This is a genomic window from Vibrio sp. Vb2880 (genome assembly GCF_033337975.1).
Taxonomy (GTDB): Bacteria; Pseudomonadota; Gammaproteobacteria; order Enterobacterales; family Vibrionaceae; genus Vibrio; species Vibrio alginolyticus.
In genome coordinates, this window is record NZ_JAWORT010000044.1 from 1 (window position 1) to 12972 (window position 12972).

Consider the following 12972-nt stretch of genomic DNA (forward strand, 5'->3'; position numbering starts at 1 on the left):
GGCGCTGGACTAAACAAAGGCCCCCTTTTAGGGGGCTCACACAAAGCCACCTTCTTTAGAAGGTGGTAATTTACTTGTGCGTTTAAGCTGTTATACCTAATGCTGATTACGATTCTTTCGAGTCGGATTTCGGTGGCTCTTGAGCTTCTGGCTCTTTATCCTGCTTCTCCGGCTCATTATCTTCTTCATCGTCATCGCGGCTTTCGATTACGCCGTGCATTTCTTTCCAGCTTTCCCAGCGTTGGTAAGCCAGCTCCTGCATGTCAGTGCTTTTATCTGCTTCGTCGATGATCTCCTCGCCTACGAGGTGTTCAAAAATATCTTCCAACGTTACCAAACCTAGCACGGTACCGTATTCATCAACAACAAGTGCCAGCTGTAAGCGATGAGTCATCATCTGGTCGAATACTTTAGGTAAAGTGGTATTGTTTAGCACCACTTGAATTGGGCGCATGATTGCTCCCAACTGTTTCTGTCCACAACCTGATTGTTGTAGTTTGAACAACTCAAGGCGATGCACAAAACCTATGATGTTATCTTTCTGCTCGCTGTAAACCAATGGGCGTGAGAAAGGCGTATCTTTGTGTTTTTCTAGGAACTCATTGATGGTCATTGTGGCATCGACACGGAATACTACTGGTCGTGGCGTCATAACCTGCGTTACGGGTACATCTTGGATGCCAAGCAAGTTGCTTAAGATTTTTGATTCACCCTCGGCAAACTCACCGCTTTCACGTGCCAGAATCGCCATTGCAGACAGCTCATCACGCATCTTCGGAGCTTCGTGGTTACGAGCAAGACGCTTGGTGATTTGCTCTGAGAACCAAACAAAGGGTGTAAGCGCCCATACCATCCAACGCAATGCGACCGCGGCAGTGGGTGCCAACTGACGCCAGTAGGTCGCGCCAATCGTCTTCGGTACGATTTCTGAAAGCACTAAGATCGCCAATGTCAGCACTGCCGAAAAGATACCTAATGCTTCGCTACCAAATACAACCGCAGCTTGTGCACCAGCAGTGGCCGCGCCGATAGTGTGAGCGATGGTGTTTAAAGTCAGAATAGATGCCAGTGGTCGGTCGATATCTGATTTCAGCTTAGCCAATTGCCCAGCTGCGGGATGCCCCTGTTGATTGAGCTGCGCAATGTAGCTCGGACTGATACTCAGCAGTACCGCCTCCAGCACCGAACAGATAAACGAAATGCCGATTGCAATAGAGATATAAATGGATAACAGCAGCATAGTTGCCCTTGAATGTAGTTTGATAGTGGTTATTTGCAGCTATTATAACCGCAAAAGTGACTTATAAATTGGTCCAAATACCTTGGAAAGCAAGGGTTTTCAGGGGGTATGTGGTAACAAATTGTGAGTTATTACTCATATTATGGCTAAAAGTACGTCAGAAAATCGAAAGATCGCTTACAAACCTTTGCCAGATGGGGCATTTATGTTTTAGAGTGAGACGAATTCGATAACCTATGAGAAGGGAAACCTAATGAACAAGACCCAATTAATCGACTTTATCGCAGAGAAAGCAGACCTATCAAAAGCACAAGCAAAAGCTGCTCTTGAAGCGACTCTTGATGGTGTAACTGGCGCACTTAAAGAGGGTGACCAAGTTCAACTAATTGGTTTTGGTACATTCAAAGTAAACCACCGCGCTGCACGTACTGGTCGTAACCCTAAGACTGGTGACGAGATTCAAATCGCAGCAGCTAACGTACCAGCATTCGTAGCAGGTAAAGCGCTGAAAGAATCAGTAAACTAAGTTAGAATGCACCGAGGTATCCTGCCTCGGTGCAATTTCATGAAAAAACATCTACTCACTTCACTTCTCCTATCTAGCCTTACCCTTTTTGGCTGTTCATCGGTTGAAACTCCTAATTTAGAACAATTCACGCATTTTTCTGGTGGTAAAGTTGCGGGAGATGCTAGCAGCTTGTACTGGATGACAGAGAAACTCACTCGTGTGAGTACGGCGGCTGATTATGTGACTATGGGGGACAATGGTTGGTTCAAGAGTGATTATCGCTGGGATGAAGGTGAGTTGCGAGAGTTGATTCGAAAAGGCGAGCAAGTTGATACCAAACAAGAGTTGGTGCCTTTTCAAATCCACATCCGTTTCAATAAAGATGGCGAAGCGGTTTACCAACAATATCGTGTTAACCTTAAAGTCTTACCACTCCAGCATGACCAATTAGAGCGCTACAAAGCAGAAGCGAATGACGTAGTGGCATCGGTTAAGGCGCAGTCTCGTAACAATCAGAGCCTTATTCAAGGTTATTGGAATGGTCAATCGTTTGAAACCTGCAAAGGTAAGGTGTTCTCGACACTCGAGTTTAATCAGACGCTGCCAAAATTTATTATCGAGCGTCTCTCATCGGTAGACAGTTATGTGGCTTTTGTCGGCAAGCAGTCACGAAACAAAGCAATGGTCGATGAACTGTTGATGCTCAATGACGATGACTTTGATTGTGTTTCTCGGCCAAAGTTGATCTCTGAATAAACATTGCTTCGAATTCTGTCGAACAAGAACAATAAAAAAAGGCGCTGAGTGCGCCTTTTGTTTTTTAGCCAACTTATGTTGTTTTTATTTGTCTTGCTCACGTGCAATTGCACGGTAGCCGATATCGTTGCGATGGAACATGCCATCCCAACTGATCTGTTTTGCAAGCTCGTAAGCACGCTGCTGCGCTTCTGATACGCTGTTGCCAAGTGCGGTTGCACAAAGAACGCGACCACCGTTTGTCACGATGTCGCCATCTTTGTTATCTGTACCTGCATGGAAGACTTTTTCGCCTTCAATTTCAACTTGTGGCAGACCCGAAATTACGTCGCCTTTGTTGTATGTAGCTGGGTAACCACCGGCTGCTAACACGATACCAATCGATGCTCGTGGATCCCACTTCGATTCCGCTTGATCCAGTTTCTCGTCGATTGCCGCTAGGCACAGATCAACAAGATCCGATTCCATGCGCATCATGATAGGTTGTGTCTCAGGATCACCGAAGCGGCAGTTGTACTCGATTACTTTCGGAGTGCCGTCTTTGTCGATCATCAGACCCGCGTATAGGAAACCAGTGTAAGGGTTACCTTCAGAGGCCATGCCACGTACTGTTGGGTAAATCACTTCTTCCATGATGCGGTTGTGGATTTCCTGTGTTACCACTGGAGCTGGAGAGTATGCTCCCATGCCACCGGTGTTAGGACCCGTATCTTTGTCGCCTACGCGTTTGTGGTCTTGGCTGGTGGCCATTGGCAGAACGTTCTCACCATCCACCATCACGATGAAGCTTGCTTCTTCACCATCTAGGAACTCTTCGATAACGACACGACTACCAGCATCACCAAATGCGTTGCCTGCTAGCATGTCTTTGATTGCGTCCTCAGCTTCTTCTAGCGTCATCGCTACGATAACGCCTTTACCAGCAGCAAGGCCGTCAGCTTTTACTACGATAGGTGCACCTTGCTCACGCACGTAAGCAAGCGCTGGTTCAATTTCTGTGAAGTTTGCGTAGGCACCGGTTGGGATTTGGTGACGAGCAAGGAAGTCTTTAGTAAACGCTTTAGAGCCTTCAAGTTGCGCTGCGGCTTGGGTAGGGCCAAAGATTGGTAAGCCAGCTTCGCGGAACGCATCAACCACACCAATAACCAATGGTGCTTCTGGGCCAACGATAGTCAGTTCAATCGCCTTCTCTTTGGCGAAAGCAACAAGGCCAGCGATGTCTTCTACATCGATGTTTACGTTCTCTAGTTTTGGCTCTAGTGCTGTACCTGCGTTGCCTGGAGCAATGAAAATAGTCCCAACATTTGGGTTTTGCGCTGCTTTCCAGCCTAGCGCATGTTCACGACCGCCTGAACCAATGATTAAAACTCGCATATGAAAATCCTTAATCTTATAAATACTGTTTACTCAAAGTAGTTGGTGATGTAGCTAGGCAACAATTGAGCACATCCCCGGGAGCATAGCCCGCTATGTGACCGGGGTGAGCGAAAGCAGCTAACGACGCCACAGTGCCAAATACGAAGAGGAAATTAGTGGCGGAAGTGACGCATACCGGTAAAGATCATCGCCATGCCGTGTTCGTCTGCCGCTGCGATAACTTCGTCATCACGCATAGAACCACCTGGTTGGATCACACACTTGATGCCCGCTTCTGCAGCCGCGTCGATACCGTCACGGAATGGGAAGAATGCATCTGATGCCATTACACAACCTTCAACCTGTAGACCTTCGTCTGCAGCTTTGATGCCCGCGATTTTCGCAGAGTAAACGCGGCTCATTTGGCCAGCACCTACACCGATAGTCATGTCGCTTTTCGAGTAAACGATCGCGTTAGATTTCACGTATTTCGCTACTTTCCAGCAAAACAGTGCATCTTTCAGCTCTTCTTCTGTTGGCTGGCGCTTAGAAACCACTTTTAGGTCGTCTAGGCTTACCATGCCTTGGTCACGGTCTTGAACCAGTAGACCGCCATTCACGCGTTTCACGTCAAAGCCAGTTGTCTTAGTTGTCCATTCGCCACACTCAAGTAGACGCACGTTCTTCTTCGCTGCAACCACTTCAATCGCTTCAGCAGAAACAGAAGGTGCGATGATCACTTCAACGAATTGACGCTCAACAATAGCGGTTGCTGTTGCTGCGTCTAGCTCTTGGTTGAATGCAATGATGCCGCCGAATGCAGATGTTGGGTCAGTTTGGTAAGCACGGTTGTACGCTTCTAGGATGTCTTTACCTAGAGCAACACCGCATGGGTTTGCGTGTTTTACGATTACACATGCTGGCTCGTTGAACTCTTTCACACACTCAAGCGCTGCGTCCGTGTCTGCGATGTTGTTGTAAGAAAGGGCTTTACCTTGGATTTGGCGAGCAGTAGAAACGGATGCTTCTTGTGGGTTTGCTTCAACGTAGAATGCGGCTGCTTGGTGGCTGTTCTCACCGTAGCGCATGTCTTGCTTCTTCTCGAACTGTTGGTTGAACGTACGAGGGAATTTGCTCTCTTCATCACCTTCTTTGTTCTCACCGTAAGATGGAACCATAGTGCCGAAGTAGTTTGCGATCATGCCGTCGTAAGATGCTGTGTGCTCGAATGCTGCGATAGCTAGGTCGAAACGAGTTTCTAGTGTTAGAGACTTCTCGTTTGCGTCCATCTCTGCAATTACGCGGCCGTAATCACCTGCGTTAACAACGATAGTCACGTCTTTGTGGTTTTTCGCTGCAGAACGAACCATGGTTGGGCCGCCGATATCGATGTTTTCAACAGCGTCGGCTAGTGTACAGCCTTCTTTGGCAACGGTTTCTGCGAATGGGTATAGGTTTACGACAACCATATCGATAGGGTTGATGCCGTGCTTTTCCATCACGTCATCATCTTGGCCACGACGACCAAGCACACCACCGTGAACTTTTGGGTGAAGCGTTTTAACGCGGCCGTCCATCATTTCTGGGAAACCAGTGTAGTCAGAGACTTCGGTTACGGCGATGCCTTGTTCGGCAAGTAGGCGAGCTGTACCACCAGTAGATAGGATATCGACACCGCGCTCAGCAAGAGCTTGCGCAAACTCAACAATACCTGTTTTGTCTGATACGCTGATAAGCGCACGGCGAATAGGACGAGCGTTATTCATGCTTCCATTTTCCTCAAATTCACGGAGTTAAAGATGTTTGCCAAAAATGAACTTGTTTTTACCTCTTGGGGTAAAATATTGGCCAGTTTTGGTAAAGACCTTTGCAGGGTGTTTTCTGGTTAGAAAACAGTCTCCACATTTGATGGCGCGTATTCTAACCAATTTATTACAAAAAAGCTCGCGCAATCGTTTGGCATCTCAAAAATAATTGCAAAAAAGTCGTTCTTTAGCTTTAAAAGTAACGAGATAGTTAATAGGGAAAGTTATGTTTCAGATAGGTGAACTGGCAAAACGTTGTGGTGTGACTGCCGATACATTGCGTTTCTACGAGAAAAACGCGCTAATAAAACCCGCAGGGCGAAGCGAATCAGGCTACCGCTTGTATGATGAAGAGAATCAAAAGCAGGTGCACTTTATCCTCAAAGGTAAAGATCTTGGCTTGAGTCTGGATGAAATTAAAGACCTGTTAGAAATTAAGTTAGAAGCGACAGAACACAGCTGTGCAGAGGTAAAAGCCATTACTTCTGCTAAGTTAGAGCTGATTGATGGGAAAATTAACGAGCTGACGAAAATTCGCCGAGCGTTAAAGAAGATTAATGATGCTTGTTGTGGTCATACAGACGATGACGCCACACATTGCTCTATCCTCGCAGCACTTGAGTAGTCTCATTCTTGCATCACTTAACTTAAGTTTGCATTTTTGGCGACTTGCTTTTCTAGGTACACGCTGCTTTCCCACCTATAATCTTTCCTTTAGTTACTTGTAGGAATCGACCATTGTCTGATTCCTAGCGTAACGCTGTCTGTAGATACGAGAGTTTTCATACATGGTTGGAGTCTATTTTCAAATCAATGACTGGGTTTTGAGCGTTGATGAAAATAAGCTGTATCGACAAGATAGGGAAGTTACTGTTGAGCCACGCTTAATTAATCTTTTGCACTTCTTAGCGGAGCATGCGAATGAGGTGTTCAACCGCGAGGAATTGATTCAGTACGTTTGGGCTGGAGCGATTGTGACCGATCAAGTGGTGACTCAATCCATCTTTGAGTTGCGTAAGCTACTACGTGACGGTCGAGAGGAAAATACCAACTACGTTATCACGGTGCCCAAGCGTGGCTATAAGCTGGTAGCGAACGTGGTTACTATGACGCATGAAGAGTTTGTCACAAGTCGGCAAAATGAAGAGATCCCACCTTCGGTTGAAGAATCGGAAGAGGATTGTCTACCTATAGCACCAGCCGTTACCTTTCCTGCCGGTCCTCTAACTCGCGCGGTCTGCGAGATGTCAAAAGAGAAAAAAGCACCTCAGAGCAAAAACAAAATCAGTCCTTGGCGATTGGGAATTATGAACTTCATCTGGATCAGTATGTTGGTCGTAGTGATGGGCGTGTTTACCTACAAGCAATCGGAAGTGCGTATTACCCAAGCCATCGATACCCATCTGATTGAGTTCAAGTTTCAAGATAATTTTACGAATGAAGGATTAAGCTACGATTTGGCAGACGGATTCGCCCAAAAGTTGATGTTCGACATTGCTCAAGTCAGTGATTACCGAGTCATGCTAAAGAAGGCGTCGTTTACTTCTGGCATTGTGCCTGGTAAATCGGTTGTGGTGAGAGTTCGTGAGAATGACGGTGGCAGCTTTTTAGAGGTGGAATATCGCAATAACTCATCTGAAAAAGTGTTGTTTAGTCGTCAATACGCGTTAACCAGTAGTCATTTAAAGACAGTGCTTCAACAAGCATCGTTGGATTTGATGCAAGTGCTGAAAGTATCGGATGCCAAATTGAAATCTACGATGCTGGTGGCGGGAATGCCAATGAATCCCGACGCGTTGGAGTTGTTTGTTCAGGCTAACCATTACCTTAATGTCTCTGATACTAAACAATTCCGCCAAGGTATCGACTTGATGGAAAACATTTTAGAAATCGAGCCGGATAATGCTTACGTTCAAGCTGAGTTGTTGATTGCTTACCATGTACAAAAGGCACTTGATTTCTCACAGGAGTTGAAGAAAGGGCGAATGCAGCAGCTCAGTGAAGCACTAGAGACTAATGTGAAAATGATGGTGGGGCCAATTCAACCGCGAATTTATGAAGCTTTAGCACTGCACGAAACCATCATTGGTGACATGGCGTTAGCCAAGCGGCATCTCGGACAGGCATTGAGGTTACGTGATTCAGTGCTTTCCTATGTGATTCGCGGTAAGCACGCCGAATTGGATGGTGATCTGGATTTAGCCAGTGAGTCTTACAGTGAAGCTTTCTATATTGATACGTCGGTTGAGACGTACCTGCTGTGCGAAAACTTGGTCTTCCCAAGTAACATGAAGGCGATTGATTACGCCATGTATCGCGCCGTTCACCCTTCTGTCGTTCGAATGCTTTAATTCTCTCGGACTCAACGTCAGCCTAATGCTAGCCCCTCATTTCGATGAGGGGCTTTTTTGTCGCTGTCGAAAAGTGAAAAGGGTGGGGCGGTGGGGCAATGACTTACGAAGGAGCTAACAACGCAAGCTTGCAACGGGAATGCATACCCGCTTTGCTTCTCTATCTCTATCTCTATCTCTATCTCTATCTCTATCTCTATTGATTGTATGAAGTGTCTGGATGAGTTATGTGGCGAGAATGATTTTGGTGCCTTCTTGCATGCGAGATGAATATTGACTTGGGTCAAGAAGCGCGATCAGGGAGAGATTTATGGAATCAACACTTCAGGGAATTAACCCTTCGGGATGGGGAAGTTGATAGAGGTTGATAACTTTTATCGCGATGACCAACGAGTTGATGAGAGTTTATCTATCGGTAGAAGGTTTGATGTTTTTCTTGTAACTGTATGAATAATATAGTTTTATTTTTTTGTGTTTATCATGTTTATCTCAACTTGATGTTGATGAACTAATCATTTTATTGATAACCCCAAGTTTATTTTTTTCTCAGTTTTTGGGCGTAGTCTTCACTTCGAAATTTAGCGAGGTCGAGCAGGTTCTTCCTCATAGCATCTCGCTAATTACCATTCAGTTTGAGTCATGTTGACTCGAGTAGAATAGATTTGGAGATGTTATGTCATCGAATGCGAAAAAAATCGGCCTTATTGCCTGTACGGGTGTCGTAGCCGGTAACATGATGGGTAGTGGTATTGCACTATTACCTTCTAGTCTTGCCTCTGTAGGCTCTGTTTCAATCTTCAGTTGGCTGATCTGTTTGGTCGGTGCACTGAGTCTGGCGTTCGTTTACGCTCGTCTGGCAACCAAAAACCCACAAGAAGGTGGTCCTATCGCTTATGCTGGCGAAGTGTCTCCGGTATTTGGTTTCCAAACGGGCGTTCTTTATTACCACGCGAACTGGATTGGTAACCTGGCTATTGCCATTACAGGTGTTTCTTACCTTTCAGTATTCTTCCCTGTGCTTAATAACCCAATCCCAGCAGGTATTGCGACGATTGCATCGGTATGGATCTTCACTTTCGTCAACCTACTTGGTGGTAGCTGGGTAAGCCGTCTATGTACGCTTGGTTTAGTTCTTATCCTTATCCCAGTTGTTGGTACAGCTGCATTTGGTTGGACGCACTTCGATACTGCGCTTTACAGCCAAAACTGGAACGTATCAGCAGGCACTGACAGCCACGCGGTAGTAACAGCGGTTCTTATCTGTCTATGGTCATTCGTAGGTGTGGAATCAGCAGCGGTATCGACGGGTATGGTAGAAAACCCTAAACGTACTGTACCACTAGCAACTATGTTAGGTACTGGTATCGCAGGTGTGATTTACATCCTATCAACTCAAATGATCAGCGGCATGTTCCCAGCGTCAGAAGTTGCGGCATCAGGTGCGCCATTTGCATTGGCAACCACTGAGCTATTCGGTAGCTGGACTGCACCATTCGTATCAGCATTCACAGCACTAGCATGTTTCACTTCGCTAGGTTCTTGGATGATGCTGGTGGGCGAGGCTGGTAAACGTGCAGCAAGCGATGGCAACTTCCCTAAAATCTACGGCGAAACTGACAAAAACGGTGTGCCTAAGAAAGGTCTAATCCTTGCGTCAATCAAGATGACTGCACTGATGGTTGTACTGATGTTCTTCAGCTCTAAAACAGCACACGCATCAGACCTGTTCAACCAGCTAACGACTGACGCAGTTCTACTAACAATGCTGCCTTACTTCTACTCAAGCATTAACTTGATTCGCTTCGAAGGTATGACAACACGCAACGGCTTCGTAATGCTGTTCTCTGGTGTGGCTTGTCTGTTCTGCTTCATCGCACTAGCAGGTGCAGAGGGCGGTACGCTAACAGCAACCTTCATCGTGTCTCTAGTTATCTTGATGTTCTACAGCAAAAAAGCAGGTCTTGCTCAGTACGTAAAAATGCACGCTGAAGACATGCCTGCCCAAGCAAGCAACTAATCCCCAAAACGCTGGCACTACGGTGCCAGCCCATAAAACCCAAATTCACGCGGCGCTCACCTTACTCATTGCCTGTAAATGGCAAAGAGCGCCCTCATTCGCCTTGGAGATGTCCAAATGAATATATTCGCTATCTTGAACCACATGGGTGTGTTCTTTAAAGAAGAGCCAGTTCGTCAACTTCACGCTGCTCTTGAGAAAGCGGGCTACGAAGTGGTTTACCCAGTAGATGATAAAGACTTGATCAAAATGATTGAGATGAACCCACGCATTTGCGGTGTGCTGTTCGACTGGGATAAATACTCACTAAAGCTATGTGAACGTATCAGCCAAATCAACGAAAAACTGCCTGTTCACGCATTTGCTAACGAACAGTCTACTCTAGACATTTCACTAACAGACCTACGTCTAAACGTGAGCTTCTTCGAGTACGCTTTAGGTATGGCTGACGACATCGCTATCAAAATCAACCAAGCGACTGAGGCATACAAAGATGCCATCATGCCTCCATTCACTAAAGCGTTATTCAAATACGTAGAAGAAGGTAAATACACCTTCTGTACTCCAGGTCACATGGGCGGTACTGCATTCCAGAAAAGCCCTGCTGGTAGCATCTTCTACGATTTTTACGGTCCAAACACATTTAAAGCGGACGTATCAATCTCAATGCCTGAGCTAGGTTCTCTACTCGACCACTCAGGTCCACATAAAGATGCAGAAGAATACATCGCACGTACATTCAATGCAGACAGCTCGTACATCGTAACTAACGGTACGTCTACATCGAACAAAATCGTTGGTATGTACTCAGCACCTGCGGGCAGCACGGTACTGATTGACCGTAACTGTCATAAATCTCTGACTCACCTAATGATGATGAGCGACGTGACACCAATCTACTTCCGCCCAACTCGTAACGCATACGGCATCCTTGGTGGTATTCCACAAAGCGAATTCAGCCGCGATGTCATTGCAGAGAAAGTGGCGAAAGCACCAGGTGCAACAGCACCAACTTACGCAGTAGTGACTAATTCAACTTACGATGGCTTGTTGTACAACACACAATTCATCAAAGAGTCGCTAGATTGTAAACACATCCACTTCGACAGTGCTTGGGTGCCTTACACTAACTTCAACCCAATTTACGAAGGTAAATGTGGTATGAGTGGTGAAGCGATGCCAGGCAAAGTGTTCTACGAAACACAATCAACACACAAACTGTTGGCAGCGTTCTCACAAGCTTCAATGATTCACGTGAAAGGTGACTTTGATAAAGAATCTTTCAACGAAGCATTCATGATGCACACTTCAACTTCACCTCAGTACGGCATTGTTGCTTCTACTGAAACTGCAGCGGCAATGATGCGCGGCAACACTGGTAAGAAGTTGATGCAAGACTCTATTGATCGCGCAATCCGCTTCCGTAAAGAGATCAAACGCCTAGAAGCAGAAAGTGACAGCTGGTTCTTCGATGTATGGCAACCAGAAAACATCGATACCACAGAATGTTGGAAACTAGACCCTAGCGACACATGGCACGGCTTCAAGAACATGGATGACAACCACATGTATCTTGATCCAATCAAAGTAACGCTACTGACTCCTGGGATGAATAAAGAAGGCGAACTAGAAGAATCAGGTATTCCTGCTTCGCTGGTGGCTAAATTCCTAGACGAGCGCGGCATCGTGGTAGAGAAAACAGGTCCATACAACTTGTTGTTCCTATTCTCAATCGGTATCGACAAATCAAAAGCAATGCAATTGCTACGCGGCCTAACTGAATTTAAACGTGGCTACGACTTGAACCTAACCATCAAGAGCTTCCTACCTTCGCTATACAACGAAGACCCAAGCTTCTATGAAGGCATGCGCGTTCAAGAACTAGCACAAGCAATTCATGACCTAACTAAGAAATACAACTTACCTGAGCTAATGTACAAAGCGTTCGATGTACTTCCAGAAATGAAAGTAACACCACACGCAGCATGGCAAGAAGAGCTTCGTGGCAACATCGAAGAAATCAAACTGGAAGAAATGGTTGGCCGCGTAAGTGCGAACATGATCCTTCCTTACCCTCCAGGTGTGCCACTAGTACTTCCTGGTGAAATGGTGACTCAAGAGTCTCGCCCTGTGCTGGACTTCCTAGAGATGCTTTGTGAGATCGGTGCGCATTACCCAGGTTTCGAAACCGACATCCACGGTTTATACCAACAAAAAGATGGTAGCTACACCGTAAAAGTATTGAAGAACTAAGTTCCTCTCGAAGATGACGTCATTGGGAATGCAAGCATGCTCCACTCTTACGAGCTCAATGCGTCATCGAACAATAACGACATTTAGATATACCCCTAACTAATCTGTCGTAAAGAGAAGGGCAAGGATGCTCTGATCTTTTCTTCTATATATAGAAGAAACACTTTTCCAAGACTTCACCTGAAGTACCCCAAATAAAAAGCAAAGACCAAAAGAGCAGTTCGTCATCGTTCTGCTCTTTTTTTTCGTCTTTATATAGATAGAAAGAAAAAAGAATCAAGAGAGATAAGATCAGCAATCAAAATCACAAAGAAATCGGCGATCTTTTAATGCAGAAGTCAGGTGTTTCATCATGAAAAGATCCTCTGCAACCCGAAATATTAGACAAGATCGTTGAGTATCTGTGCAGAGTGCTCGTTATTTGTGCGGTTGAAAGTTTTTTTGCAAAAAACGCTTGTGCTAATTTCTCAACCCCCTATACTGCGCATCCACCGACACGGAGTGAGACGAAAGTCACACAGCGAGTCGGGAAGAGAGAAAAAAGAATTTGAAAAAATGCTTGACTCTCTCACGGTGTGAAGTAAGATACGCACCCCTAACGACGAGCAACTAAGTTGCTGAAAATGTTAGAAAAGCTCTTTAAAAATAAGAACCTATCAATCTGTGTGGGCACTCGTTGATGATAA

The 12972-nt window shown here is 45.7% G+C and carries 9 protein-coding genes; 6 read left to right on the plus strand and 3 right to left on the minus strand.

Annotation, left to right across the window (positions count from 1 at the left end):
• Nucleotides 1-106: 106 nt before the first annotated feature.
• Entirely contained in the window at nucleotides 107-1240 is a 1134-nt protein-coding gene (locus R7M92_RS24075; RefSeq protein ID WP_017821795.1) for a hemolysin family protein, read from the minus strand.
• A gap of 253 nt (nucleotides 1241-1493) precedes the next feature.
• On the opposite strand from R7M92_RS24075, the gene hupA reads away from it, so the two are divergent.
• Together hupA and R7M92_RS24085 are read left to right on the plus strand one after the other, a co-directional pair.
• Nucleotides 1494-1766: a nucleoid-associated protein HU-alpha gene (gene hupA, locus R7M92_RS24080; RefSeq protein ID WP_005382524.1), complete on the plus strand. Its 273-nt coding sequence runs from the start codon at nucleotides 1494-1496 to the stop codon at nucleotides 1764-1766.
• 39 nt (nucleotides 1767-1805) lie between these two features.
• A complete protein-coding gene (locus R7M92_RS24085; protein ID WP_213872162.1) occupies nucleotides 1806-2504 on the plus strand; it encodes a DUF1481 domain-containing protein in 699 nt (232 codons plus the stop codon).
• An 84-nt stretch (nucleotides 2505-2588) separates the two neighbouring features.
• On the opposite strand, the gene purD is transcribed toward R7M92_RS24085, so the two are convergent.
• Nucleotides 2589-3878: a phosphoribosylamine--glycine ligase gene (gene purD / locus R7M92_RS24090; RefSeq protein ID WP_318134491.1), complete on the minus strand. Its 1290-nt coding sequence runs from the start codon at nucleotides 3876-3878 to the stop codon at nucleotides 2589-2591.
• Nucleotides 3879-4033: 155 nt separating this feature from the next.
• Nucleotides 4034-5626, minus strand: coding sequence for a bifunctional phosphoribosylaminoimidazolecarboxamide formyltransferase/IMP cyclohydrolase (gene purH / locus R7M92_RS24095; protein WP_318134493.1), 1593 nt, complete (start codon nucleotides 5624-5626; stop codon nucleotides 4034-4036).
• Nucleotides 5627-5891: 265 nt separating this feature from the next.
• Here purH and zntR point away from each other — a divergent pair, with 265 nt between their 5' ends.
• The 4 genes from zntR (at nucleotide 5892) to R7M92_RS24115 (ending at nucleotide 12286) form a co-directional block, all read left to right on the plus strand.
• Nucleotides 5892-6290: a Zn(2+)-responsive transcriptional regulator gene (gene zntR / locus R7M92_RS24100; RefSeq protein WP_005382529.1), complete on the plus strand. Its 399-nt coding sequence runs from the start codon at nucleotides 5892-5894 to the stop codon at nucleotides 6288-6290.
• A gap of 163 nt (nucleotides 6291-6453) precedes the next feature.
• Nucleotides 6454-8016: a lysine decarboxylation/transport transcriptional activator CadC gene (gene cadC, locus R7M92_RS24105; protein WP_318134495.1), complete on the plus strand. Its 1563-nt coding sequence runs from the start codon at nucleotides 6454-6456 to the stop codon at nucleotides 8014-8016.
• Nucleotides 8017-8689: 673 nt separating this feature from the next.
• The gene (gene cadB, locus R7M92_RS24110) at nucleotides 8690-10033 is read left to right on the plus strand and encodes a cadaverine/lysine antiporter (protein ID WP_017635552.1); all 1344 of its coding nucleotides are present in this window, start codon (nucleotides 8690-8692) and stop codon (nucleotides 10031-10033) included.
• Between the two features lie 117 nt (nucleotides 10034-10150).
• On the plus strand, nucleotides 10151-12286 hold the full coding sequence (locus tag R7M92_RS24115; RefSeq protein ID WP_318134497.1) for a lysine decarboxylase CadA: 2136 nt from the start codon (nucleotides 10151-10153) through the stop codon (nucleotides 12284-12286).
• Nucleotides 12287-12972 lie beyond the last annotated feature (686 nt).